Here is a 25,096-nt window from a genome sequence, read left to right on the forward strand (position 1 = left end):
CTGCCTACGGATTGCGGCGCGGGGCGTACCCCCCAGAGCCGCCCCAAGGCCCCATTCTCCCTAAAGAAATTCGTCGTACCCGTCGAAACGGCTTCCAAGTGGAGAGGAACCCAGTCGGCCTTCGTCCGGCCGACCCGAGGGAGTGTGCGTGGGTATGGAGAATAATCGATCGAAGACGATTCGGAAGAATCGCGTGCGCGAGCTGCGAGAGAACCGCCTGATGACCCAGGCGCAGCTGGCTCGCAAGGCCAAGGTTGCTCTCCGTACGATTCATTCCGTCGAGAAGGGCATGAACTGTCGGATGGACACCAAGCGCAAGATCCTGCTCGCGCTCGGTCTCCGCTTCGAAGACAAGGACCAGGTGTTCCCGCCCGCTCACGTGTTCGCCGACGAGCCGTCGTCCGAACCGTCGACGCCGCAGAACACGCCGTCGTACTAGTCGCCTAGCGCGCACTCGGCGGCACACACCGCCGAGCCGTGCGTTCTCGCGGCACACCACGAACGGGGTCCCGTCCACGGGACCCGACGCCACCGATCTCCCTCGCAGCCCAGCGCGAGCGGGTTTCGGTACCATGGCGTTGGGACGCTCTCCGGGCGCCTGATCCGCGATCGGGCGCGTCTTCCTCGGCGAGCGTGCGTCTTCCCGACCGCACCGCGCGGACCCGAGAGGACGTCGACGAGTCGCATCCCACCCACGCTCGGAGGCCCGCCCGATTCCGGACCGGATCACACTGCTGGCAGACGTCGCCGAGATCGTCGCACGCTCGCACGATCTTCACGAGACGCTCGGCAATGTGGTCGATCTGGTCGGCAAGCGCCTCGATGCGGATGCCTGCTCGATCTATCTGGTCGAAGCCGACGTCACGCAGCTCACTCTCTCGGCGACCAATGGGCTGCACCGCGAGTCGATCGGCCGGGTCCGGCTGCCGGTCGGTCAGGGACTGGTAGGGCTCGCCGCGGCGCAACGCTCTCCGGTGGTGAGCGACGACGCGCAGACGCACCCGAGCTACCGCTACTTCCCCGAGACCGGTGAGGAGCGCTTCACGTCGCTGATGGCGGCTCCGCTGCTCGTCAAGAACGTCACCGTCGGCGTCCTCGTGGTGCAGACGATCGAGCAGCGGCGCTTCGAGCCCTTCGAAGTCGACGTGCTCCAGACCTGCGCGCAGCTGATCTCGCCGGTGGTCATGAACGCGCGCTTCCTTTCGCTGGTCGACCAGTCCGAGGAGGCCCTCGAGCGCGACTCGGAGGAGCTCGCGGCCCACGGGATTCCGATCGTGCGCAGCCCCGCCCCGCGCCCCGACCAGAACGTCGAGTTCAAGGGCCTCGGGACTTCGCGAGGCATCGCGATCGGGCGCATCTACCGGATGGAGAATCCGCTCGATCTGGCCCAGCTCGAGTACGAGCCGAGCGCATCCGCGGACGCCGAGGAGCGCGACCTGATCCAGGCGATCTCGAGCGTCCGCCGCGACCTCGACGACAACCGCGAAGAGCTCGGTGACCGCTTCGGCCCCGAGTTCTCCGCCGTCTTCCACACCCACATCCAGATCCTCGAGGACAAGGGCTTCGTCTCGAAGCTGCGCGACGAAGTCGGCCGCAGCGCCAACGCCCGCGTGGCCCTGCAGAGCGTGCTCGGGGCCTACCGGAAGACCTTCAGCCGCATCGAGGACGCCTACTTCCGCGAGCGGATGAGCGACATCGAGGACATCGGCCGGCGCGTGATGGAGCAGCTCCTGGGCGATCGCGCCCAGCGCCCGCGCATGGAAGACGGCGCCATCGTCTTCGCCGACAACATCCTGCCGGGTCACTTCGCGCGCCTCGACCTCGAACGGGTCGGCGCCATCGTGTCCGAGCACGGTGGCTCGACCTCCCACGGTGCGATCTTCGCCCGCACCCTGGAGATCCCCGCGGTGACGGGCGTCTCCGGCCTGGGGGAGAACCTGCGCCCGGGCGAGCTGGCGATCGTCGATGGTGGCGAGGGGACGATCTTCCTCTCCCCCGACGAGCACCTCATCACCGAGTACGAGCGTGCCCGCGAGCGCTTCGAGATCGCGGCAGAACACCTGGACGCGCTGCGCGAGGTTCCGGCCGAGACCCGCGACGGACGGCGCATCGCACTCACGGCGAACTGCGGGCTGGTCAGCGACCTGCGTCTGGTGGAGCAACACGGTGCCGAAGGGGTCGGGCTCTTCCGCACCGAGATGTTGGCATTCGCCCATCGAGGGTTCCCGGAAGAGGAAGAGCAGGAGCAGCTCTACGAACGGGTGGCCGGCTTCCTCGCGCCCCGCCCGGTCACGTTCCGAACCCTCGACCTCGGCGGCGACAAGGAGGTTCCCAACCTCGCCCTGCCCTACGAAGAGAACCCGCAGCTCGGTTGTCGCTCGATCCGCTTGAGCTTCACCCACGAGGAGTCCTTCCGCGCGCAGCTGCGGGCGATCCTCCGGGCGAGCGCGCGCGGCAACGTGCGCTTGCTGCTGCCGATGATCTCGTCGGTCGGGGAGCTGCGTCAGGCGCGCGAGATCGTGAACGACGTGATGGACCAGATGCGCGCCAAGGGCACCGCCTTCGACGCCGACATCCCGGTCGGCGTGATGATCGAAGTTCCCTCCGCCGCCCTGATCTCCGAGTCGCTGGCGCGCGAATGCGACTTCTTCAGCGTAGGGACGAACGACCTCACCCAATACACCCTCGCCGTCGACCGTGGCAACGAGCGCATCGCCCACCTGTTCGATCCGTTGCACCCGGCGGTCATCAGCCTGGTCGATCACAGCGTGCGCGCGGCGCGCAAGACGGGTATCCCGATCTCGATCTGCGGCGAGATGGCGAGCAACCCGCTCGCGGTCCCCATCCTGGTAGGACAGGGCATCGCCGAGCTGTCCGGACCACCGAGCGCCGTCCCGATCGTGAAGGAGATCGTGCACGCCCTGGACCAGGGCGAGGCCGAAGCCGATGCGCGCCGCGCACGCGATGCGAGCTGCGCCTCGGAAGTGCGCGCCATCGGCGCGAGCAGACTCCGAGAAGCCGGACTCCTCGACCATCCGGATCTCGGCCCGTGGCTGCGCCGCCAGGTCGAGACCGCCCTCCGCTGAGTCGCATTCAGCCGAAGCGAGCGATCAGGGCGATGCCGATCACGGTCAGCACGGCGCCCCACACGCGCGCTCGCCCCGGTCGTTCCCCGAGCCAGACGATCCCGAGGCCGACGGCGAAGAGCACGCTCACCTGGCGCACGGCCACGACGTAGCTGGCGAGCGCGCTCTCGTAGGCCCAGAGGATCAGCGCGTACCCCACGAACGAGATCGCCGCGGCCATCGCGGCCGTCCGCAGTTGGGGTCGGATCTCGGCGCGCAGCCTCGACCAGCCCATTCGTCTCACCACCAACACCGTCAGGAAGGACGCGTCGAAGGCGTGGTAGAGCAGCGAGTACACGATCGCCCACGGGAGCGGCCCCGGGTTCTCCGTCTCCCCGAGCGTGTGCATCGCGTGCTTGTCGAGCAGCGAATACACGACGGTCGCACCCAGGGTCAGATAGGCGAAGCGCGCGGCCTGGCTGCGCAGCGCGCTGCCGCGGGTCTCGGGTCCCAGGTGGACGCACCAGATGCCGAGCACCACGACCGCGATGCCCAGAGCTCCACCGAGACGGATCTCCTCCCCGAGCAGCGGCACCGCCAGGAACGGCAAGAAGGCGGGTGTGGAGCGCGCGATCGGATAGACGAGCGAGAGGTCCCCGCCCTCGTACGCGCGCGCCATCCAATACATGTACGCCGAATGGGCGACTCCCGTCGCGCCCATCGTCACCCAGACCTCGGTCGGGACGGAGGCCCAGGGGATCCAGGGGAGCGCGAGCCAGAGGCCGGTGGTCCCGAGCACGACTTGGAGCCAGTTGAAGGCCAGCGGGTGGCCGCTGCGCTTGATGGTCGCGCTCCAGATCGCGTGAAGCGCCGCGGACGCCAAGACCAGAGCGAAAGCGAGGGGCGACAAGCGGCAAGCCTACCGCGTCCGCGCGAGACGCCTCGAAACGGTGGCGCTGGGCTCCGCGACACCGCCCGCGAGCCGCTCGACCACCCTCAGGCCCCGTGCTACCCCTTCGCCGTCCCAAGGGGCCGTCCCGCCCTCTCACCTCCCGCCCGCGTCCTGCCCCTTCCGAGGGCGCCCCTGGACGCCGTCGGAGCCCACCCAACCATGGCAGAAGCTGCCCTTCCGTCCGTCAGCCAGCGGCTGCGCGGCTACTTGGAATTGACCAAGCCGCGGATCCTGGTGCTCGTGATCTTCACGGGGCTGCCCGCGATGATGATGGCGGCACCGGGCTGGCCGCCGGCGGGGTTCGTCGTCGCGACGCTGCTCGGCATTGCCCTGGCGGCTGGCGCGGCCAACACGCTCAACTGCTACCTGGAGCGCGACCGGGACGCGCTGATGGAGCGCACCCGCACCCGTCCGCTGCCCTCCCAGGACATTTCGCCTCAGTCGGCCCTGGCCTTCGGGCTGGCGCTGTCGGCGATCTCGACCGCGCTGCTGTGGACCATCGCCGGGCCGGTCGCCGCCGGGCTCGGGGTCGCGAGCATCCTCTTCTACGTGTTCGTGTACACGGTCTGGCTGAAGCCGCGCTCCTCCTGGAACGCGGTCGTGGGCGGCGCCGCGGGCGCGGCTGCTCCCCTGATCGCGGACGCGGCCGTCAATGGCCACGTCGGAGCCGCCGGCTGGCTGCTCTTCGCGATCATCTTCTTCTGGCAGCCGCCCCACGTGTGGGCCATCGCGCTGTTCCGGAAAGAAGACTACGCCCGGGCGGGCATCCCGATGCTGCCGAACGTCATCGGCGACGAGCCGACGCGCTGGCGGATGCTGCTCTACACGATCGCTCTGGTGCCCTTCACGCTGGCCCCGACGGCGCTCGGGCTGCTGGGAACCCCGTACCTCGTATGCGCCGTGGCCCTGGACGCATGGTTCCTGTGGCACGTGGTGCGGGTCATTCGTGAGCGCAATGACGAGGCGGCGCGCCGCGCCTTCCACGTCTCGCTCGGTTACCTGTTCGCCCTGTTCCTGGCGATGATCGTCGATCGGGTGATCGCCTAGCGCGATCTACCCGGGCTTCGGCCCGGGCCCTGACTCGCGGACTAGGCGTCCTGCGAGCCCTCGGCGCGCTTGCGGCGCTTGAGGGTGGGAGTCTTGCGACCTCGCGGCGGAGCCGTCCGAGGGGCGTTCCGATCCTTGAGGCGGAACGGCGGGTAGACGGGCACCTGCACCATGACGGTGGTGCCGTCGGGCCGGGTGAGTTCGCGCTCGACCATCTTGATGGGTTCGAGCGCCTCGCCCTCGATGATGCCGTTGCCCACCGAAGTACCGACCTCGGCTTTCGCGGACCCGCCCGCGGATGTCTCGGCGGGCTGCTTCGTCTCAGACTTCGTGCCAGACGTCTTTGCGCCGGCCGTCTCGCGCTTGGCCATCGCTGCACCTCCGCTCTCGGCTCGCCCCCTGTCCGGTGGGTCGAGGTTCCGGGCGGATCGGAATCGGGCTCCTGGCCCCCGGGGAGGTCCGGAGCCGACGCACGCCGCCTTCGCCTTCCGAATCGGCGGATCGAGGGGCGCGCAGGACCCCGAATCCCGAAAACCATGGCCGAACACGAATCTAAAGCGAAAGTACTCGGCAAAAAACAACCCGCTCAAGGCGGGTTTTTGATTTCGTGATGATGTGGAGATAGTAGCACGGGTTCCGGTTTTGTCAAGCCGAAATTCGAGGAACCCGGAGGATTCCTCGAAACACACCTCAGGACGGCGAAAAGAGCCCCGAGAGCGCGCGAAAAGCGGCTTTCAAACGAGGTTTTCTAGCCGACCACGTTGACCAGTCGCCCGGGGACGATGATCACCTTCTTGGGCTCGCGTCCGGCCAGGTGCCGCTGGACGGCCTCTTCCCCGAGCGCCGCGGTGCGGATGGCATCCTCGTCTGCGTCCGCAGGCACCTCGATCTCGCCGCGGCGCTTGCCGTTTACCTGGATCGCCAGGCGTAGGGACTCCTTCACGAGCCGGGACGCATCGGCCTCGGGCCAGTCCGCGAGCGCCACGCTCTGGTCGTGCCCGAGGGCTCGCCAGAGCTCCTCGGCGAGGTGTGGCGCGAAGGGCGACAGCAACCGCACGAACGCATCGGCCGCCTCCTCGGGCAGGGCCCCGTCGCGGGTGATGTCCCGCGCGAACACCATCAGCTTCGAGATCGCCGTGTTGAAGCGCATCTGCTCGACGTCTTCGCTCACCCCCGCGATCGTTTCCGCGGTGAGCCGGGCCTGGGCATCGCTTCCGGGCCCGGGAACGCGCGCGGCCTCGTCCTCCTCGCCGGTCACCAGCCGATGGGCGCGCTGCAAGAACCGGTGCAGGCCCGGGATCGCCTCGTCGGACCAGGGCGCGCCCTTCTCGAGCGGGCCCATGAACATCTCGTAGAGCCGCATCGCGTCCGTGCCGAAGCGAGCCACCACCTCGTCCGGGTTCACCACGTTGCCCCGACTCTTCGACATCTTCTCGGTGACCGTCTCGAGCAAGAGGTCCGCTTCCGGGTGGTACGGATCCTCGCCCTGCCAGCGCACATCCCCCGCATTGAGCCAACGCTCTTTCAGCTCGCGGTCGTCGCTCTGGGCGCGCGCGGTCTCGCCGTCGGTGCGAACCTCACTCGACGCGAAGCGCGTCGGGGCGGCGCCCGGGTCGTCGGCCAGGTTGTCGTCGTAGTACCGGTAGCTGTAGCCGAGCACCATGCCCGGGTTGAGCAGCCGCTGGAAGGGCTCCTTCGTGTGCACGAGGTCGAGGTCGTAGAGCACCTTGTGCCAGAACCGTGCGTAGAGCAGGTGCAAGACCGCGTGCTCGGCGCCGCCCACGTAGAGATCGACCGGCATCCAGTAGCGCTCGGCCTCGGGCGAGAACGCCGCCGCGTCGTTGCGCGGATCGCAGAACCGCAGGTAGTACCAGCAGCTGCCCGCCCACTGGGGCATCGTGTTGGCGTCGCGCACCACCGGGGCGCCGGTCTCCGGGTCGACGGTCTCGAGCCATTCCTTCGAGCGCGCGAGCGGCGGCTCGAATTCGCCGGACGGCTTGAAGTCCTCGAGTTCGGGTAGCAGTACCGGCAGGTCGGACTCGGGCACCAGCGTGGTCGACCCGTCCTCGCGGTGCAGCACGGGGAACGGCTCGCCCCAGTAGCGCTGCCGGCTGAAGAGCCAGTCGCGCAGCTTGTAGCTGACGGCCTTCTCGCCGCGTCCCTCGGCCTCGAGCCACTCGCACATGCGCGTCTTCGCCGCGTGCGTGTCGAGCCCGTCGAGGAAACCCGAGTTCACGGCCTGGCCTTCCCCCACGAAGGCCTCCTCCTCCGCGTTCCCGCCGTCCACGACCTCGACGATCGGCAGCTCGAAGGTCCGCGCGAACTCCCAGTCGCGCGTGTCGTGGCCGGGAACGGCCATGATCGCGCCCGTGCCGTAGCTCGCGAGCACGTAGTCGGCGATCCAGATCGGAATCGGCTCGCCGCTGACCGGATGTACCGCGTGCGAGCCGGTGGCGACCCCGGTCTTCTCGTGGGCATCGGCCATGCGCGCGCGCTCGCTGCGACGCGCGGCCTGCTCGACGTAGTCCTCGACCGCGCTGCGTTGCGCATCGGTCGTGATCTCGGAAACGAGCGGGTGCTCCGGGGCCAACACCATGTAGGTGGCGCCGAAGAGCGTGTCGGGACGCGTGGTGAAGACGTCGATCTTCGCGTCCGAGCCCTCGATCGCGAACGCGATGCGCGCTCCGACGGACCGCCCGACCCAATCGCGCTGCATCTTCTTGATCGGCTCGGGCCAGTCGAGATCGTCGAGGTCCTCGATCAGTCGGTCGGCATAGGCCGTGATCTTGAGCATCCACTGGCGCATCGGGATGCGCACCACCGGGTGGCCGCCCCGCTCGCTCTTGCCATCGATGACCTCTTCGTTCGCCAGCACCGTGCCCAGGGCCGCACACCAGTTGACCGGGACCTCGGCGAGGTAGGCGAGGTCTCGCTCGTAGAGGCGCCGGAAGATCCACTGGGTCCACTTCACGTAGCCCGGGTCGGTGGTGTCGATTTCCCGCGACCAGTCGTAGTCCAGGCCGAGGCTGCGCAGCTGACGCTTGAAGGTCTGGATGTTGCGCTGGGTGGTCTCGCGGGGATGGGTGCCGGTCTCGATCGCGTACTGCTCGGCCGGCAGGCCGAACGCGTCCCAGCCCATGGGATGCAGCACGTTGAAGCCACGCATCCGCTTGTACCGGGAGATGACGTCCGTGGCGATGTAGCCCTTGGGGTGCCCGACGTGCAGTCCCGCGCCCGAGGGATAGGGGAACATGTCGAGCACGTAGTACTTTGGCTTCGACGCATCGAGTTCCGTGCGGAAGGTCTGGTTCTCCTCCCACCAGGCCTGCCATTTCGCCTCGATCGCCGCGTGGTCGTAGGGCATGGTCGCGGGAATCTAGTGGATTGGGCTTTGGCCCGGGAGTCGTCTCGGGAGCCTGCCGGGTGGCCTCGCGGGACTTCTGGCAAGCTTGGGTGGTGAGCGAGTCGTCCCTCCCGGCACCGATCTTCATCGTCTCCGATGGCACCGGCGATACCGGCGCCGCCGTCGCCCAGGCCGCCCTCGCCCAGTTCCAGTCGAAGGGGAAGCTGCGACGCTTCGGCGGAATCCGACAGGCCTCGCTCGCCCGACGCGTCGTGGAGGAGGCCGAACGATCGGGCGCCCTCGTGATCTTCACCCTGGTCGATCGGCGCGTGGCCCAGGGCTTGATCGAAGAGGCGACGGCGCGCGGCGTCCCGACCCTGGACGTCCTGGGCGGAATGATCGCGAAGATCGCGGAGCATCTCGGCGCCGAACCGCGCTCCCAACCCGGACTGCTCCACGGCTTCTCCGACGACTACTTCCGCCGCATCGAGGCGGTGGAGTTCGCCGTTCGGCACGACGACGGAGCCAACCTCCACACGCTGTTTCGGGCCGATCTGGTCCTCACCGGGATCTCCCGCACCTCGAAGACCCCGCTGTCGATGTATCTGGCCCAGCGCGGCTACAAGACCGGCAACGTGCCGATCGTGCCCGGAATCGAGCCGCCTCGGGAGCTCCTCGAGCTCGACCCGCGCAAGGTGTTTGCCCTGAGCGTCGACCCCTCACTGTTGCTCACGATCCGACAGGCCCGCGTGCGCAGCCTCGGTGCCGCCCCGTACAGCACCTACGCCGACCCGGAGAATCTGATCGAAGAGGTCCGGCGCGCCCGGCGCCTCTACCGGGAGCAGGGCTGGCAGGTCGTCGACATCAGCGGCCGCGCCGCCGAGGAGAACGCGTCGCGCATCCTGCGCCTGTTCGAAGCGGACGGCTGAGGTCGCGTCAGCGCAAGGCCGACGCGGAACGCGGGCGCAGGATCGAGTAGAGCGCCGGCACCACCGTCAGCGCGCCGAGCATGTGGAGCCCCATCAATAGCGCGAGCAGAGCGGCCATCTCCGCCTGGAAGCGCAGACTCGCGAACGCCCACACCCCTACGCCGGCCACGATCGTCATCGCGGTCAACCCGATCGCGACTCCGGTGGTCGAGAGCGCGCGGCGGATCGCGGCGTCTTCGTCGAGGCCGGCCGCGACTTCGAGGCGGACCCGATCGACGATGTAGATCGCGTAGTCGACACCGAGCCCCACCCCGATCGCCTGCACCGGGAGGGTATGGAGGTTGAGTCCGACACCGCGTACGGCCATGAACGCCAGGGACGCGAGCGTCACGGTGGCGAGCTGGAAGGCGAGGATCCCGCCGCTCCAGGCGGAGCGATAGGTCAGCGCATGCAGCACGAAGATCACGACGAGGATCAACGAGAGGTTCGCCAGGTGGCTGCGCTCGACTTCCGCGTTGATCGCCGCGAGAGTGCCGAGGCTGCCTCCCGCTAGCACGAACTGGACGCCCCGCGTCCAGGCCTGGGTCGGGCGGAACGCCGGAGCGGGATCGACCGCGCGCGCGTCGGCGACGATCAGCTGGTCGGTGTCGACCACGACCGCCCGGACCCCGAAAGCGGGGTCCGACCACCAGCCGTCCACGTCTTCCGCCCCCCAGTCGCGCAGAGCGACGGGCCAGCGCTCGGGCGCCAGGTTGGCCGCATCGAGTGCCGCCACCCGAAACTCCTCCAACCATTCCGGTTGGGCGTCTCCGGAAGCGGTGGTGCCCACCGTGTCGCTTGCGTCGCTTCCGCGCACCGACACGCGGAGGTCGTGGGCGCGGGTCGGCAGCAGCGGACCGATCGCGTAGTAGAGCCCGTCGAGCAGCCGTTCGCGGTCGAAGAAGCCCGCGTCGGTCGCGCCGCTGCGACGCTCCAAGCGCAGCTGCAACTCACCGGGCGCGCTGGCGGCGATCGCCGCCTCGGCGGCGATGATCGCGCGGTGGATCGTCGCGCCGCGGTGGTCGCGGTAGCGGAAGACGGCCCGGGCGTCGCGGCCATCGTCGGAGAGCACCGAACGCATCGAGCCCGGCGGCGCATTCTGGCGTAGCTGGAAGATCAGGCTGCGCGTCGTGCCCGGATCGTCGGGCACGAACCGCCACTTCGGGTCGCCGTGGTGCTGTCGCTGCCAGAGCTCGGCGATCGCCGGTGCGATCGAGACGCTCCCCGACAGCGCCGAGTCGCGGGCGAGTGCTTCTTCGAGCGCTTCGATCGCGTGCAGCGCGGCCGGGTCCACACTCGCGTGAGGCCGATCGCCGTCGAGGTAGACCTCCAGGCTGTCGACCCCGCCGAACCGTTCGGCCAGAGCGGCCGTCGCCCGGTTGAAATCGTGATCGGGCCACAACAGCGGCGTTCCCGGCGCAGCCTCGCCGATCTGCGAGCCCGTCGCGACGACCCACGCAGAGACCACGCAGACGACGAGGCTGGTACCCGCCACGGCGAAGCGGCCCAGCGGATGCGTCGCGATGCGACCGAAGCGTGCGAGCCCGTAGCCGAGCCATACGGGTGACGTGTACTCGGCGCGTCGCGGCGGCGGCAGGAAGCAGAGCAGGACGGGATGCAGGATCTCGACGGTCACGACGATCGCCGCCACCCAGAAACCGCCCAGCCAGGCCAGGTCCTGCAGCTGGCGGATCGTCGTCAGGCCGATCACGGCGAGTCCGGCGACGTCGGTGAGGACGCCGAGGGTCCCGGGCACCAGGAGATCGGCGAGTGCACGCGTGGCCGCGCGATCGCGCGCCAGACGCGTGTCCTCGGTGCGCGGCCGCTCTTCGGCGTAGACCTCGAAGAAGCGCTCGGCCATCTGCACCGTGTGAGAGACCGCGCGGGCGGTGATCACCATCGGCACCACGAGCCACAGCGGATCGAGGTGGATGCCGCTCCACGCCGCGAAGCCCAACCCCCAGACCGCCGTCGTGCCCGCCGCGACGGCCGGGACGACGACACCGTGCCAGCGTCGGAACGTGAGCCACAGCAAACCGAAGATCACGAGCAGGCTCGCGGCGATCAGCCCCAGGATCTCTTCGACGTGCAACAGCACCCAACCGCGCGCGATCGGCGCACCCGACACGTCGATCTCGAGATCGGGAACCTGCGCTTCCCAGCGCGCCTCGATTCCGCGGACGTGCTCGAAGACAGCGCGCACCGCGGCCTGGTGGTCCATCCGCTCGCTCACGAACCCCGCGGCGACGAGCGCCGCCGATTCGTCCCGCGAGACCCAGCGCCCGACGAGCTGCGCGGCATGGCGCCGCACCCGCTCGCGCAGCGCGGCCAGCTCGGCCTCGGTCCGGGGGGACCCGCGCACCACGGGGTCCACGGCGAGTGTCCCGTCCGCAGCGATCTCGAACACCCGGGTGTTGGGGTGGGTGAGAGAACCGACGCGCTCGTGGTGCACCGGATACGGAGCGTAGGCGCGGTCGAGCTCGCGCCGAATGGTGGTCGGGTCTTCGACCCCTTGCTGGCGGAGCGTCGCCCGTTGCCGCTCGCGCGCCTCGCTCTGGAGATCGAACCCCTCGCCGTCGAGCTCCCGGGTGATCGCAGCCAGCGCGTCGATCACGTCGGGGCGATAGATCGTCCCGTCCGGGACGCGCACCACGAGCGCCACGGTCTCCACACGACCGAAGACCGGTTCGAAGCTCTCCTGAGCGCGCAAATACGGGTGGTCGGGGAAGCGGTCCTGGGCGCGCGAGTCCACCTCGAGCCGCGGACCGGGCCACGCGACACCGAAGAGCGACGCGAGGGTGCCCGCCAGCGGGAACGCGAAGAAGAGCGTGGACACCGCGAGCACGCAGGCGATGGGGCGCCGGTGCCGGGTGATCGCCTCCGCGAAGCGCTGGGTCCTCGAGCGCACACGGAGCGCGGCTGCGCTCGTCCCTTCCCCCATGGGCGACCGCAAGATAGCGCCGGGAAGCGCCGTCAGGCCGCATGGAACCCGTCGCTCCCGGTCAGCTCATGGCAGGGCAGCGCGCCAGGAAGGCCGCCGGCGCCACGACCGCGGCGCCACGGCGCTTCGCCCGCTCGGCGAGGCGGCGATCCGCCGTCACCACGGCCACCTCACCCGCCGGTCGCCCCGAGAGCCGCCGCAACAACCAGTCGTCGGCACTGGGTGCGAATACCGAGCGGACGCGGCGCGGCGCCTCGGCATCGTCGGCCGCCGGGTGTGCGCCGTCGAACACCACCCAGAGCTCCGCCCCGGCCGCCTCGAAGCGGGCGACGCGACCGAGCAGCTCCTCGCGAAAATGCGAACGCCACCAGCCCTCACGCGAGCGCCCGGCGAGGAGCCCCACGTTGAGGACGTTGTAGCCGTCGATCAACCAGACCCGGGGCTCCTCGGCGCCGAGTTCGGGTGCATCGGCCCCTCGGATCGTGTCCATCCCGGGAACGTAGTACGGGCGTTCGCGCGTCTCCGGGGGGGCGGCGGACAAGTGCCCCGCCCACAGGAGCCCGCCCGCCACGAACAGGAGCACCAGGCCGAGCGCCTCGGCGACCTCCTGGAGGAACCGCCGCCCGCGGGCCAAGCGCCTTGCGGGAGGCTGCGGGGCGCCGATAGCGGCGGCCTGAGGGCGGGGAGACGCTTCGCGCCTCGCGCGGAGGGGAGCGGCGGTCGGCAGGGGGGCACGGGTGCGGGACGGGCGAGGGGCCGGGGGCGGTGTCATGCGGTTCTCCGGGTGCGGCTGTTTCGGGGGGGGAACCTCAGCGTGGGGTGCGGCCGTGACGGATCCGGTCACCCGAGGACCGCGGGCGGGGTTGCTGCCTTCAGAGCCGTGGCCTACGCACCCCGGTATGGCGGTACGCGTCGCGCTCGTGCAGATGCAGGTCGACCCCGATCCGCGCGTGAATCTCGATCGCGCCCTGGCCGAACTCGAGCGGGCAGCGCGCGAGGGCGCCCAGCTCGTCTGCCTCCCCGAGCTGTTTCGCTCTCTCTACTTCTGTCAGGAGGAGAACCCGGCCCACTTCGACCTGGCCGAGTCGATCCCGGGCGAGAGCACCGAGGCGCTCGGCAAGGCCGCCGCGGAACACGGCGTGGTCGTGGTCGCACCGCTCTTCGAACGCCGGGCCGCGGGCCTCTACCACAACTCGGCGGTGGTGATCGATGCGGACGGCCGTCCGCTCGGGACCTACCGCAAGATGCACATCCCCGACGACCCGCTCTACTACGAGAAGTTCTACTTCACGCCGGGGGACCTGGGCTTCCAGTCCCACGCGACGCGCCACGGGCAGGTCGGGCCACTCATCTGCTGGGACCAGTGGTTTCCCGAAGCCGCGCGCATGACCGCCCTCGCGGGTGCCGAGTTCCTGGTGTACCCGACCGCGATCGGCTGGCAGTTCGACGAAGGCGACGCGACGGATGCGGCGCAGCGCGACGCGTGGGAAACGATCCAACGCAGTCACGCGATCGCCAACGGCGTCTTCGTGATCGCCGTGAACCGGGTCGGCACCGAGGGCCCGATCCGCTTCTGGGGAAGCTCCTTCGTCGCGGATCCGTTCGGCCGGGTGCTGGCGCGCGCCGGATCCGACGGTCCGGAGACGCTGGTGGTCGATTGCGACCTCGGGGACATCGAGCGGGTGCGACGCGACTGGCCTTTCCTGCGCGACCGGCGCATCGACGCCTACGCGGATCTCGACCGCCGCCTCCGGGACTGACGCGCCATGACCGCGCCGGACGCCGCGCGCCCGCGCTGGCCCGCCGAATGGGAGCCGCACCGGGCCACCTGGCTCGGTTGGCCCCACAACCCGGACACCTGGCCCGGCCACCTGGAAGACGCCCGCGACGAGTACGTCGAGATCCTGCGGGCGCTGCAGGGCCGCGAGGCGATCGAACTCGTCGTGCCCGACGAAGCAACCGCCGATGACGTCCGCCACCGACTGCGCCGGGCGGGCGCGGATCCGGAAAAAGGCATCCGCTTTCACCCGATCCCGACCAATGACGTCTGGTTCCGGGACACGGCGCCCGTGTTCGTCGACCGCGGCGGCGTGCTCCACGCCGTCGACTTCGACTTCAACGCCTGGGGAGGGAAGTACCCACCCTGGGAGCTCGATGCGGCGCTTGCCACGAAAGTCGCGGCGATCACCGGGGCAGCCTCCGAGTCGCCGGGCTTCGTCCTCGAGGGAGGCTCGCTCGAGGGCGACGGCGCCGGCACCCTGCTCACCACGGAGCAGTGCCTGCTCCACCCGAACCGAGAAGCCGGGCGAGATCGCGCGATGATGGAGGCGCGGCTCGGCGAGTGGCTGGGGGCCGAGCGGGTGGTCTGGCTGCCCGGCGGAATCGCCGGCGACGATACCGACGGCCACATCGACGACGTCTGTCGCTTCGTCGCCCCCGGCGTCGTGGTGGCGGCAAGCGCCCAGGCGGGGGCCGACCAGTCGGTGCTCGAACACAATCGCCGCCGCCTCGCGGAAGCGGGGCTCGAGATCCACGATCTGCCGATGCCGCCGTCCCACCGGGTCGACGGTGAAGGCTGCCCCGCCAGCTACGCCAACTTCTACCTGGCGAACGGCGTCGTGCTGGTGCCGACCTTCGGGGCGTCCAGCGACGCGCGTGCGCTGGCCGTCCTGAGCGACTTGTTGCCCGACCGCGAGGTCCTGGGGATCCCGTGCCGCTGGCTGATCCAGGGGCTCGGCGCCATCCATTGTCTGACCCAGCAGGAGCCGGCCCTCTAGCGGGGTCCTGCCCCCCCAGAACGGGCCTCGTCCCGCGCCGAAGGGCGCGAAAGTGCCGATCCGCTTTCCACTTTCCGGGAGATTCGTTACAACGGATCTGGGCCCGCCAGGCTGGAAGATCCCGTCCCCCGTGATCCTCCACCGCGCTGGAAACCATCGGCGGAGCCCCTCGAGATCCAGCGCGAACGCTTCGGCGCAGCCGGCCTTCCCAGCCAGCGCGCCCCACGAACGGAACCCCAGCCGCGCGCCTTCGTCCCGGCGAGGTTCCTCCCAGTCGAGAGGTCCCATCTTGGTGGAAGTCATTCGTCACGACGTCGTCATCGTGGGTGGAGGCGCCGCTGGCCTCCGCGCCGCAGTCTCCGCCGTGGAGGCGAATCCCGACGTCTCGGTCGCGATGGTCTCCAAAGTCTATCCGATGCGGAGTCACACGGTCTCGGCCGAGGGCGGCGCCGCCGCCGTCGCGCGAGACGACGACAGCCTCGAGATGCACGGCTACGACACGGTCAAGGGCTCCGATTTCCTCGGTGACCAGCACGCGATCCAGTACTTCGTCGAGGAAGCGCCGAAGGAGCTCACCCGACTCGAGCACTGGGGCTGCCCCTGGAGCCGCAACGAAGACGGCACCGTAGCGACGCGGGCCTTCGGTGGCATGACGACGAAGCGCACCTGGTTCGCGACCGACAAGGTCGGCTTCCACATGCTGCACTCGCTGTTCCAGCACTCGATGCGGTTCGACCGGATCGTCCGCTACGACGAGCAGTTCGTGACCAAGCTGATCATCGAAGGCGGCGTCGTGCGGGGCGTCGCGTCTCTCGACATCCGCGACGGTACGGTGCGCGCCATCCTCGGGCGCGCCGTCATCCTCGCCACGGGCGGGGCCGGCAAGATCTTCCCGTTCACCACGAACGGCAACATCAAGACCGGCGACGGGATGGCCCTGGCCTACCGCGAAGGCGTCCCGCTCAAGGACATGGAGTTCGTCCAGTACCACCCGACCGGACTCCCGGGCACCGGCATCCTGATCACCGAAGCCACCCGCGGCGAAGGCGGCCACGTCAAGAACTCGGAAGGCGAGCGTTTCCTCGTGACGCGCGACTACGGCGTCGGCACGAAGGCCGAACTCGGGCCCCGCGACATGATCTCGCGCGCGATCGTGCAGGAGATCGAAGCGGGCCGCGGCCTCAAGGGGCCCTACGGCGAGTACGCGCACCTCGACCTCACCCACCTGGGCGAGGAGAAGATCAGCAAGCGCCTCCCGATGGTGCGCGAACTGGCGAAGATCTACGCCGGGGTCGATCCCGTCCACGAGCCGATCCCGATCCGACCGGTCGTGCACTACATGATGGGCGGCGTCGATACGGACATCGACGGCGCGACGCCGCTGCCCGGCCTCTACGCGGCCGGCGAGGTGGCCTGTGTCTCGATCAACGGTGCGAACCGGCTCGGCTCGAACTCGCTGACCGAGTGCCTCGTGTTTGGCGCGCGGTCGGGTCGGGTCGCGGTCGACTATGCGAACGGCACCAACGAGGGTGACGAGGCGGCCTGCGTCCGCATCGTCGAGGAAGAGGCCGCGCGCATCGAGTCCGCGCGCAACATGCAGGGCGGCTCCGAGAAGATCTCGGACATCCGCACCGAACTGAAAGCCACGATGGAGACCGGCTGCGGTGTGTACCGCGAGCAGGCCTCGATGGACGCCACCGTCCGTGACGTCGCCGCGCTCAAGGAGCGCATGGCGAACGTGAAGATCGAGGACAACTCGAAGGTCTTCAACACGGAGCTGATCGCGGCACTCGAGCTCGACAACATGCTCGAGGTGGCCGAGTCGCTCGCCGTGTCCGCCGCGCATCGCAAGGAGTCGCGCGGCGCTCACACCCGGCGCGACGCACCTACCCGCGACGACCAGAACTACCTCTATCACACGCTCTGCTACTACGGAGAGCAGGGACCGCGCCTCGACAAGAAGGACGTGACCCTCGGCACCTGGGTCCCGGAAGAGCGGAAGTACTAACGGCCCACCTCGTCCCGCCGACCCGTAAGCGACTGGAGGTCGCGCGCAACGAGCCGGGGGCAAGCGGGAACTGGAAGGAACATGAGCGAAGAAAAGAAGACGTTCGTCATCACCCGCTTCGATCCGGACCAGGACGAGGCTCCGCGCCAGCAGACCTACGAGGTCCCGGTGCAGCCCGACTGGAAGGTCCTCGACGCCCTCAACTACATCAAGGACGAGATCGACGGCACGCTGTCGCACCGCTGGTCGTGCCGCATGGCCGTCTGCGGAAGCTGCGGGATGATGGTGAACGGCAAGCCGTCGCTCACCTGCAAGGACGCGCTCAGCAAATACGGTGACCGCGTCGAGGTGACGCCCCTCTCGAACTTCCCCATCGTCCGAGACCTCGTGGTCGAGATGGACGGCTTCATGGAGAAGTTCAAGAAGGTCAAGCCGTGGATCATCACGGCGAAGGAGAAGGCGGTCGAGGAAGGCACGAACCGCCAGTCACCCGAGGAGCTCGAACACTTCAAGCAGTTCAGCATGTGCATCAACTGCATGCTCTGCTACTCGGCCTGCCCGGTCGTCGGCAACGAGCCCGAGTTCCTCGGGCCCGCCGCGATCGCCCTCGGACACCGCTACAACATGGACTCGCGTGACGAGGGCGCCGGCGAGCGCAACGAGATCTTCCGCGGCGAGGGCACGGTCTTCTCGTGCTCATACGCCAACGAGTGCAGCGAGGTCTGCCCGAAGAACGTCGATCCGGCCGCCGCCGTGAACCAGTCGAAGATCAACGCTGTGATCGACTGGGCCACCGGCTTCGTCGTGCCGCGAGGAGGAGACAAGTAGGATGGCACGAGCTGCCCACCCGCATGCGATGACGCCGTCGCGGCCGGGCTCGACGCGCACGGCACCGCCGATGATGCCGCCGAAGTTCCCGACGCAGGGCCGCTACTTCAGCTACACGCTCTTCGGAGCCACCGGCATCATCTATCTGGTGGCTGGCTTCGTGGCGCTGCGCGCCATCTGGGCCCTCGGCGAGGGTCCCGGCTCGTGGCAGGGCATGCTGGAGCAGCTGGGACACCCGCTCTACGTGGCCTTCCACGTGCTCGCGCTCGTCGCAGTCCTCTTCGTCGGCGTGCGCTTCTTCAGCCTGTTCCCGAAGGCCCAGCCGGCGAAGATCGGCCCGGCGAAGCCGCCGCCGGAGCCGGTCCTCTTGGCTGGGCTCTACGCCGCATGGATCGCGGTCGCGGGCGGACTGGCTCTGGTTCTCGCCGGGGGGATCTTCTGATGAAGACGTTGCTCTTGAAGCTCGAGCCCATCATCTGGCTGCTCTTCGGCCAGGGCATCATGATCGGAACCATGCTGCTCACCGCGTGGATCGCGGTGGTCGGCGTGGCCATCCCCCTCGGCATCATCTCTCCCGAAGCGCTGGCCTACGACCGCGCGATCGGCCTGGGCGGCAGCCTGATCGGCAAGATCGTCCTGTTCGGCCTGATCGCCCTCCCCCTCTGGAAGGGAGCCCACCACATGCGGCACCTTTCCCTCGACATGGGGGGACACGATCGCGACACCCTGGTCGCGCCGCTGCTCTACGGAGCGGCCGTGGTCGGGAGCGTGCTCGCGGTCGTCGCGGTGATTCGCCTGTAGCGAAATACGAGGCGTTCCCGACTCCCCGAAAGAGGAGAATCCGGATGCGCCCTCGCTCGCTGTTGGTCTGTGCGATCGCCCTGGTCTGGCTGCTACCGGCGGCCGCCGGCGCAGTCGAGGCCCTCGAGAAGCCGGGGATCGCCCGCAAGGCGGCCCGCGGCTTCGGCAACCTGGCCACCTGCTACCTCGAGTGGCCCGGAACCATCTACGAGATGTCGAAGGAGCGTGGGCCGGTCTGGGGCGCCAGCCTCGGTTTCGTCGAAGGCCTCGGCAAGACGATTCCGCGGGCCTTCGTCGGTCTCTACGAGTTCCTCTCATCGCCGGTCGAATACCCGGCAAAGTGGAGGCCGATCCTCGAGCCCGAATTCACCTGGCAGTACTTCGAGGACGTCTACGAGCCCTGGTTCGCGACGACGGAGGGCACCGAGCCCCAACCGATCGCGCGGACCACGACACACGCGCGCTCCTAGTCCGACGCCTCCTCGAGGGCGAACGCGAGCCGGTACAGCGTCGCCTCGTCCCAGTGGCGGCCCACGAGCATGGCGCCGATCGGCAGCCCGTCGTCGTCGCCGCAGGGCACGCTGATGGCCGGGTGATGCGTCGCATCGAAGGGCTGGGTATTCGGACTCGTCTCGGCGGCGCGCGCGAAGGTCTCGAGGATGTTCGCGCCGGGAGCCGGGAGCGGTGAAGCGACCCCAGGACAGGTCGGTAGCAGGAGCGCGTCGAAGCCCTCGAGGCCCGCGTCGTACTCGGCGCGGAGCCGTCGCGCCTGATTCGCCGCAGCCGCGTAGTAGCGGGTCCCGGCTTCGGCTTCGATGTGCGCCCCGGCCAGGGTGAGCAGCTTCGCGAGTGGAGACATCGCGTCGGCGTGGTCACGCCACTGGGACATGCGCCTGCCGAACTCGGGCGGGTAGATGTCGGGCCGACCCGTTCCCATCCCCTCGCCGGCGAGCACGGTTCGGAACATGCCCTGGGCGAGCAACGGCAGTGTCAGGGTGCCGGCTTCCGCGTGGGCGGGAATCGAGCGCTCCTCGACCCGCGCGCCGAGCTGCTCGAGCCGATCGGCTGCGCGTCGCACCGCTTCGACGACCACGGGCTGAGCCCCCGGCGCCTCGAAGCCCTCGCGCAGCAGGGCAATGCGCCGCCCCCGCACCCCCTCCTCGAGCCCGGCGAGATAGTCGGCCGCGGGCGCGCCTGACTGGCGCATGTCGATGCCATCGGGACCCGCCATCACCGCGAGCATCCGCGCGTTGTCCCGGACGTTCGCGGTGATCGGACCCGTGTGGTCGAGTGAGGGTTCGATCGGCGCGATCCCCGTATAGGGAACCAACCCCCAGGTGGGCTTCATCCCCACCACACCGCACAGCGCCGCGGGAATCCGAATCGAGCCCCCCTGGTCGCCACCGATCGCCAGCTCGACATCGCCTGCCGCCACCAGCGCAGCCGAACCCGAGGAGGAGCCTCCCGCCGAGTAGCCGCGCCGGCGCGGGTTGTGCACCGGCCCGGCGAAGTTGGTGAAGCTACCGCCGGAGAGACACAGGTCTTCACAGTGCGCCTTCCCGAGCAAGGTCGCGCCCGCCTCCAGCAGTCGCGCCACGATCGTCGCGTCGATCTCGGCGACATAGCCCTCGAGGATCGCGCTGCCGTTGAGCAGCGGCAGCCCGGCCACCATCACGTTGTCCTTCGCTGCGAAGCGCAGGCCCGCCAACGGTCCGTCCTGGTGGGTCCGGATCTCACAGCGGGCGTACCAGGCTCCGTGCGAATTCTCGGCTTCGCTCGGCTCCCACCAGGAGCGCCCCTCGGGCACCGCAGGGAGCGCACTCGGCGCGTTGTCGATCTCCGCGAAGCTCCCGATCGAGCCGAGCATCAAGGAGCGATACGCCTCGACCTCCTCGTCCGAAAGCGACATGCCCAGGCGCTCGCCCAACGCGCGCAACGCATCCGGGCTCGGGAGTTCCAGGGTTCCGGTCTCGCTCATGTGGTCGCTCCGTCGTCGATCGGTCGCGGCACGTCGACCGTGAGCGATCCGCGATCGCCCTTCCCTTCCCATTCGCCTACGAGCCGCGCCGCACCCTCGCGACGCAACACGGCTCGCCGCGGACGACTCCTCGCCACGAGTTCGTAGCGGCCGTCGTCCTGGCGTTCCCCGGCAAAGACAACGGCTCCGCCGTCGTCCCAATAGGTGAGCAGCAGGGTGCCGCCCTGCAACTCGAGATCCGCGTCGTCGTCGATGTCCGGGGCGCGGCCGTCGTCGAAGCCGGCGACGACGCGACATCCCTCGACACGCATTCGCTCGGGTCCGCTCATCGTCGGGAACGTACGCGGCGTCCAGGGCGGGTGCTACGTTGCCGCGCGTGCCGGGCCGAGTCCTCGAAGGGTTGCGAATTCTCGATCTCACCCGCGTCGTCGCGGGCCCGTTCGCCACCGCGGTCCTCGCCGACCTCGGCGCCGACGTCGTCAAGATCGAGCGGCCGAAGACCGGGGACGACTACCGCTACGGCCCGTCTCCAAAGGGCGAAACATCCCTGTCGTTCCAGAACACGAACCGGGGGAAGCGCGGCATCACCCTCGACCTGCGACGCGAAGAGGGTCGCGCGCTCTTCCTCCGCCTCGTCGAGAGCGCCGATGCCGTAGTCGAGAACTTTCGCGCGGGCTGGCTGTCCCGACAGGGCCTGGGCCCCGACATAATCCAGGCCCGCAATCCCCGCTGCGTCGTGGCATCGCTCTCGGGCTTCGGCCAGACGGGCCCGGCCGCGGGCCGCGCTTCGTACGACATCGTCGCCCAGGCGAGCGGGGGCCTGATGGCGATGACCGGGTTCCCCGACGGTCCTCCGACGCGGGGCGGAGGCGCCCTGGCCGACTACGTCGGTGGGCTCTTCCTCGGGCTCGGGTTGGTCGCGGCCCTGCTGGAGCGCAACCAGACCGGCGTCGCGCGCGTGCTCGACCTCTCGAACCAGGACGCGATCTTCGCCATCACCGATTCGGTCGCCACGATCCACCACGGCATCGGCGCAACGACCGAACGCCTCGGCAACCAGCATCCGTTCGCATCGCCCTACGACGCCCACGCCACGCGCGACGGCTGGGTGGTCATCGCGACCGCGAGCAACAAACTCTTCCGCGCACTCTGCGAAGCCATCGGCCGCCCGGAGATGGGCACCGACGAGCGCTACCGCAGCCATCGCGACCGGGCGCGCAACCGGGTCGAACTCAATGCCACGATCGGGGATTGGATGCGCGAGCGCTCGAGCGCGGAGGTGCTCGGCGTTCTCGGCCCCGAGGGCGCCGACCTACCCTGCGCGCGGGTCGAACCGCCGGAAGCGCTCACCCAGGATCCGCAGCTCGTCGCGCGCGGGATGATCGAACGCCACGCGCATCCGACCCTCGGCGAGGTGCTCTTCCACGGAAACCCGCTGCAGTTCAGCGGGGCAGAGGGGCGAGCGCGCGCACTCGCTCCGGATCTCGGCGAGCACAATGCAGAACTCTTCGCCGAGCTCGAAGTGTCCCCGGAGGAGCTGCGGAAGCTGTCGGAAGACGGCGTGATCTAACGCTTTTCTGGCTTTATCGCGCCTTTTTTCGAGCGGGCGCTTGACCCGCCCCTGCCCGTTCTTAGGGTTCTCTCGTTCGAATGCACGGCCGGTGTCTCGGCCGAAGCGAACCGGCGCCCCCCGCACGGCGGGCGCTCTGGGGCGCGAATGCGCTCCCGATCTCGCGACGCCACCCGTCCATCTGCATCTCGAATTCGATAGGAGGCAACAATGAAGACCCATGTACTCGTTCCCCGACGCCGAACCCTCGCGCCCGCGCTGGCGTGGAATCACTTCGACCGCGTCTTCGACTCGTTCTGGAAGGACTTCGGCAACCAGACACCGGTATCGCGACCGACGTCTCTGAAGCCGCGGGTGGATTTCAAGGAAACCGAGACCGAAATGGTCGTCGCGGCCGAGATGCCCGGCCTCGAAGAGGAGAACATCTCCGTGTCCTTCGAGGAGGGCGTCCTCACGCTGCGCGGTGAACACGCCGCCGAGGAAGCCGAGACCGATGCCGAGGGGGCGCGCCACGTGGAGACCGCGCGGGGCACCTTCGAGCGCCGACTCCGGTTCCATGCCGAGGTCGACGCTGACGCCATCAAGGCGGTGTACAAGGCGGGCATCCTGACCGTCACGCTGCCCAAGGTGCCCGAGGCGAAGCCCGAGGTACACACCATCCCGGTGACCTCCTCATAGAGATCTCTGCGCTTCATCGCAACGCCTCCTCGCGGCGGTGCGGCGGACCGAACCCCGGTCCGTCGCGTCCGTCGCGAGGTGGCTCAGCGGGCGTCGTGAAAGATGACGCCGAGCGCCAGCCGCTCCCCGTCGTGGAGCGGGCTCATCCCATGGCGGAGCGACGCCCGGAAGACGCCACGCGCGCCCTCCACCGGCCGCTCCTGGGTCGGGAACACCAGCGCTTCGCCCTGGGCGAGCGCCAAGGCGCTTCCCCGAGACTGCTGGCGTGGGCGGTTCTCGACGAGCAGGAACTCGCCGCCGGTGAAGTCGCGCTGCGGCCGACTCAACAGCAGCACCACCTGCAGCGGGAACGCGACCTGCCCGTAGAGATCCTGGTGGAGGTTGTTCCAGCCTCCCGCGCGATACCGGAGCAAGAGCGGCGTCGGACGAGCCTGTCCCTCGGCACGGCAGCGCCGAAGGAAGGCCGGCAAACGCGGCTCGAAGCGATCGGGCCGTCCGAAGCGCTCCTGCCAATCGTTCGCGATGCGCGCGAGGGCGGGGTAGAGCGTTCGACGCAGATGCGCCACGACATCGGGCAGGGGAGCGTCGAAGTAGCGGTACTCCCCGCTCCCGAACCGGTGCGCGTCCATCGAGACCGTCTTGCGAAACGACGCATCGCGGTCGTAGAGGCCGGCGAGCCGTCGGCACTGGCGGGCGTCGAGCAGCTTGCCGAGTCGGGCGTAGCCCCAGGTATCGAGTTGCGCCTGGGCGCGGCGCCAGTCGATGCGATCGACGCGTGCGTCGAGGCGCGCGCTCTCGCTGCGTTCGTCGGCGGCTCCTTGGGTCACGGCCGCAAGGATGACGCCCCTGTCGCCGCTTGTCCCCAGACGGGGGCTCCGACGTCCGAAATCCGCGTACCCGGAGACCACCGCCCCGCGCGGGAGCTACCCTGGAACCCATGGATCGACGCGATCGCATCGAGAGTCGTCTTCGAGACGGACTGGCCGCCTCCCACGTCGACGTGGAAGACGAGAGCCACCTGCATGCGGGCCACGCCGGCGCCAAGGAAGGTGGCGGGCACTTCCGAGCGACGATCGTCTCCGAGCGTTTCGACGGCCTCGGCCGGGTTGCCCGCCAGCGACTCGTGTTCGACCTACTGGCCGACGAGATGCGGGGCGACATTCACGCCCTTTCGATGCGGACCTTCACCGCAGACGAGTGGGCCGAAGCCGACGGCTAGACCGGTTTCAGCAGAACGGTTTCAGCAGAACTCGCTCGACCACTGCTCGAGCGAAACGCTGAAACCCGCGGCGTTGCGATGTCCGCCGCCGTCGTAGCCCTCGGCAATCGACGCGACGTCGACGTCGCCGATCGAATAGATCGAGGCGTCGACGGTACGTCCGTTGAGTCGATAGACGAGGCCGATGGCGTGGCCGTAGGCCGCGCGCTTGGCGAGCTCGTGGCCGATGTGACTGCGCTGGTGGGGGGCGTTCACGGCCTCGACGCGATGGCCGGCGACGGTGACGGGATGCGCACTCAGGAGCGAGCGGCGGACGTCGGCGCGTTGGGCCCGCAGGATCGGCTCTCCCTCACCCGCCAGCACCTCGGCACCCCGCGCGTCGAGCTCGTCCCAGATCGCGAACTCGCGCCGGTGGGAACCGATCGCTGCGTTCACCTCCGCCGAGCGGGGCAGCGCCCAGTTCCAGAGGTCCTGGTCTTCGACGTATGCGAGCAGGGGCGGGAGCTGCGTTCCGGGGTGAAAGTACTGCCACGCCAGCACCGCCCCGGAGTGGCCGAGATCGAAGCGCACCTCGTGCCCGTTCTCGACGACGAGGTTCTCGGCGCCAGGATCCGAGGCGTATCGCTCCTGGGCCGAGATGTGGTGGTCCAAGACGACGACGCGGGCGGCCACTGGCGCCAAGCCCCGCAACTCCTCGTTGCTCGGCGCGATGTCGACGAAGACGACTTCGTGACCCGCGTGGGCACTCGGGTCGAGGACGTCGTTGTGGCCCCGTGCGACGTAGCGGGCGTCCTCGCCCCAGTGGCGCCAGACGGACCAGGCAGCACCGAAGCCGTCGGGACACCCGGCGTGGAAGTAGCAAGTGCGATTCACGAGGCCAGCGTAGCCCAGCCGACGCTGGCGACGGTCGGGCATGCTGGG

Annotated in this window: 23 protein-coding genes; 14 read left to right on the plus strand and 9 right to left on the minus strand. The window is 69.3% G+C overall.

What is annotated here, in order from left to right; genetic code table 11:
- The first annotated feature begins 193 nt into the window (after positions 1-193).
- Both AAF430_20265 and ptsP read left to right on the plus strand, forming a co-directional pair.
- The gene (locus AAF430_20265; GenBank protein MEM7412576.1) at positions 194-439 is read left to right on the plus strand and encodes a helix-turn-helix transcriptional regulator; all 246 of its coding nucleotides are present in this window, start codon (positions 194-196) and stop codon (positions 437-439) included.
- A 313-nt stretch (positions 440-752) separates the two neighbouring features.
- Positions 753-3,086 (plus strand): phosphoenolpyruvate--protein phosphotransferase, encoded by a 2,334-nt coding sequence (gene ptsP, locus AAF430_20270; GenBank protein ID MEM7412577.1) that lies wholly within the window; start codon positions 753-755, stop codon positions 3,084-3,086.
- 7 nt (positions 3,087-3,093) lie between these two features.
- On the opposite strand, the gene AAF430_20275 is transcribed toward ptsP, so the two are convergent.
- Complete coding sequence (locus AAF430_20275; GenBank protein MEM7412578.1) at positions 3,094-3,975, minus strand: DMT family transporter; 882 nt, start codon at positions 3,973-3,975, stop codon at positions 3,094-3,096.
- A 201-nt stretch (positions 3,976-4,176) separates the two neighbouring features.
- Here AAF430_20275 and AAF430_20280 point away from each other — a divergent pair, with 201 nt between their 5' ends.
- Positions 4,177-5,064: a heme o synthase gene (locus AAF430_20280; GenBank protein ID MEM7412579.1), complete on the plus strand. Its 888-nt coding sequence runs from the start codon at positions 4,177-4,179 to the stop codon at positions 5,062-5,064.
- 41 nt (positions 5,065-5,105) lie between these two features.
- Here the strand turns inward: AAF430_20280 and AAF430_20285 are convergent, their stop codons facing one another.
- Together AAF430_20285 and leuS are read right to left on the minus strand one after the other, a co-directional pair.
- Positions 5,106-5,435 (minus strand): hypothetical protein, encoded by a 330-nt coding sequence (locus AAF430_20285; protein ID MEM7412580.1) that lies wholly within the window; start codon positions 5,433-5,435, stop codon positions 5,106-5,108.
- Between the two features lie 377 nt (positions 5,436-5,812).
- Positions 5,813-8,428, minus strand: a complete 2,616-nt coding sequence (gene leuS, locus AAF430_20290) for a leucine--tRNA ligase (protein MEM7412581.1) — start codon at positions 8,426-8,428, stop codon at positions 5,813-5,815.
- 92 nt (positions 8,429-8,520) lie between these two features.
- On the opposite strand from leuS, the gene AAF430_20295 reads away from it, so the two are divergent.
- Positions 8,521-9,336, plus strand: coding sequence for a pyruvate, water dikinase regulatory protein (locus AAF430_20295; protein ID MEM7412582.1), 816 nt, complete (start codon positions 8,521-8,523; stop codon positions 9,334-9,336).
- A gap of 7 nt (positions 9,337-9,343) precedes the next feature.
- Here AAF430_20295 and AAF430_20300 read toward each other — a convergent pair whose 3' ends face one another.
- Positions 9,344-12,316 carry an MMPL family transporter gene (locus AAF430_20300; GenBank protein ID MEM7412583.1) on the minus strand — a complete coding sequence of 991 codons (2,973 nt, stop codon included), beginning with the start codon at positions 12,314-12,316 and terminating at the stop codon, positions 9,344-9,346.
- A 61-nt stretch (positions 12,317-12,377) separates the two neighbouring features.
- Positions 12,378-12,950: an NYN domain-containing protein gene (locus AAF430_20305; protein MEM7412584.1), complete on the minus strand. Its 573-nt coding sequence runs from the start codon at positions 12,948-12,950 to the stop codon at positions 12,378-12,380.
- Between the two features lie 265 nt (positions 12,951-13,215).
- Here AAF430_20305 and AAF430_20310 point away from each other — a divergent pair, with 265 nt between their 5' ends.
- From AAF430_20310 to AAF430_20340, 7 genes are all read left to right on the plus strand, one after another.
- A complete protein-coding gene (locus AAF430_20310; GenBank protein ID MEM7412585.1) occupies positions 13,216-14,076 on the plus strand; it encodes a carbon-nitrogen hydrolase in 861 nt (286 codons plus the stop codon).
- A 6-nt stretch (positions 14,077-14,082) separates the two neighbouring features.
- Positions 14,083-15,093 (plus strand): agmatine deiminase family protein, encoded by a 1,011-nt coding sequence (locus AAF430_20315; GenBank protein MEM7412586.1) that lies wholly within the window; start codon positions 14,083-14,085, stop codon positions 15,091-15,093.
- A 292-nt stretch (positions 15,094-15,385) separates the two neighbouring features.
- Positions 15,386-17,101 (plus strand): FAD-binding protein, encoded by a 1,716-nt coding sequence (locus AAF430_20320; protein ID MEM7412587.1) that lies wholly within the window; start codon positions 15,386-15,388, stop codon positions 17,099-17,101.
- Between the two features lie 81 nt (positions 17,102-17,182).
- A complete protein-coding gene (gene sdhB / locus AAF430_20325; GenBank protein MEM7412588.1) occupies positions 17,183-17,929 on the plus strand; it encodes a succinate dehydrogenase iron-sulfur subunit in 747 nt (248 codons plus the stop codon).
- A 1-nt stretch (position 17,930) separates the two neighbouring features.
- Positions 17,931-18,371, plus strand: a complete 441-nt coding sequence (locus AAF430_20330) for a hypothetical protein (protein ID MEM7412589.1) — start codon at positions 17,931-17,933, stop codon at positions 18,369-18,371.
- Positions 18,371-18,730, plus strand: a complete 360-nt coding sequence (frdD, locus tag AAF430_20335; GenBank protein ID MEM7412590.1) for a fumarate reductase subunit FrdD — start codon at positions 18,371-18,373, stop codon at positions 18,728-18,730. The genes AAF430_20330 and frdD overlap by 1 nt, the downstream gene beginning before the upstream one ends.
- A 44-nt stretch (positions 18,731-18,774) precedes the next feature.
- Entirely contained in the window at positions 18,775-19,200 is a 426-nt protein-coding gene (locus AAF430_20340) for an exosortase system-associated protein, TIGR04073 family (protein MEM7412591.1), read from the plus strand.
- Here AAF430_20340 and AAF430_20345 read toward each other — a convergent pair.
- A complete protein-coding gene (locus AAF430_20345) occupies positions 19,197-20,708 on the minus strand; it encodes an amidase (GenBank protein MEM7412592.1) in 1,512 nt (503 codons plus the stop codon). The two genes, AAF430_20340 and AAF430_20345, sit on opposite strands and share 4 nt — an antisense overlap.
- Positions 20,705-21,037, minus strand: coding sequence for a hypothetical protein (locus AAF430_20350; protein ID MEM7412593.1), 333 nt, complete (start codon positions 21,035-21,037; stop codon positions 20,705-20,707). The genes AAF430_20345 and AAF430_20350 overlap by 4 nt, the downstream gene beginning before the upstream one ends.
- 47 nt (positions 21,038-21,084) lie before the next feature.
- Between AAF430_20350 and AAF430_20355 the strand changes: the two genes are divergently transcribed.
- Together AAF430_20355 and AAF430_20360 are read left to right on the plus strand one after the other, a co-directional pair.
- Positions 21,085-22,278 (plus strand): CoA transferase, encoded by a 1,194-nt coding sequence (locus AAF430_20355; protein MEM7412594.1) that lies wholly within the window; start codon positions 21,085-21,087, stop codon positions 22,276-22,278.
- A 210-nt stretch (positions 22,279-22,488) separates the two neighbouring features.
- Positions 22,489-22,956, plus strand: coding sequence for an Hsp20/alpha crystallin family protein (locus AAF430_20360; GenBank protein ID MEM7412595.1), 468 nt, complete (start codon positions 22,489-22,491; stop codon positions 22,954-22,956).
- 83 nt (positions 22,957-23,039) lie between these two features.
- On the opposite strand, the gene AAF430_20365 is transcribed toward AAF430_20360, so the two are convergent.
- Positions 23,040-23,783, minus strand: a complete 744-nt coding sequence (locus tag AAF430_20365) for a 2OG-Fe(II) oxygenase (GenBank protein MEM7412596.1) — start codon at positions 23,781-23,783, stop codon at positions 23,040-23,042.
- A 110-nt stretch (positions 23,784-23,893) separates the two neighbouring features.
- Between AAF430_20365 and AAF430_20370 the strand changes: the two genes are divergently transcribed.
- Positions 23,894-24,175, plus strand: a complete 282-nt coding sequence (locus tag AAF430_20370; GenBank protein ID MEM7412597.1) for a BolA family protein — start codon at positions 23,894-23,896, stop codon at positions 24,173-24,175.
- 21 nt (positions 24,176-24,196) lie between these two features.
- On the opposite strand, the gene AAF430_20375 is transcribed toward AAF430_20370, so the two are convergent.
- Positions 24,197-25,048 carry a hypothetical protein gene (locus AAF430_20375; protein ID MEM7412598.1) on the minus strand — a complete coding sequence of 284 codons (852 nt, stop codon included), beginning with the start codon at positions 25,046-25,048 and terminating at the stop codon, positions 24,197-24,199.
- Positions 25,049-25,096: the final 48 nt, after the last annotated feature.

The sequence above is a fragment of the Myxococcota bacterium genome, assembly GCA_039030075.1.
GTDB lineage: Bacteria > Myxococcota_A > UBA9160 > UBA9160 > SMWR01 > JAHEJV01.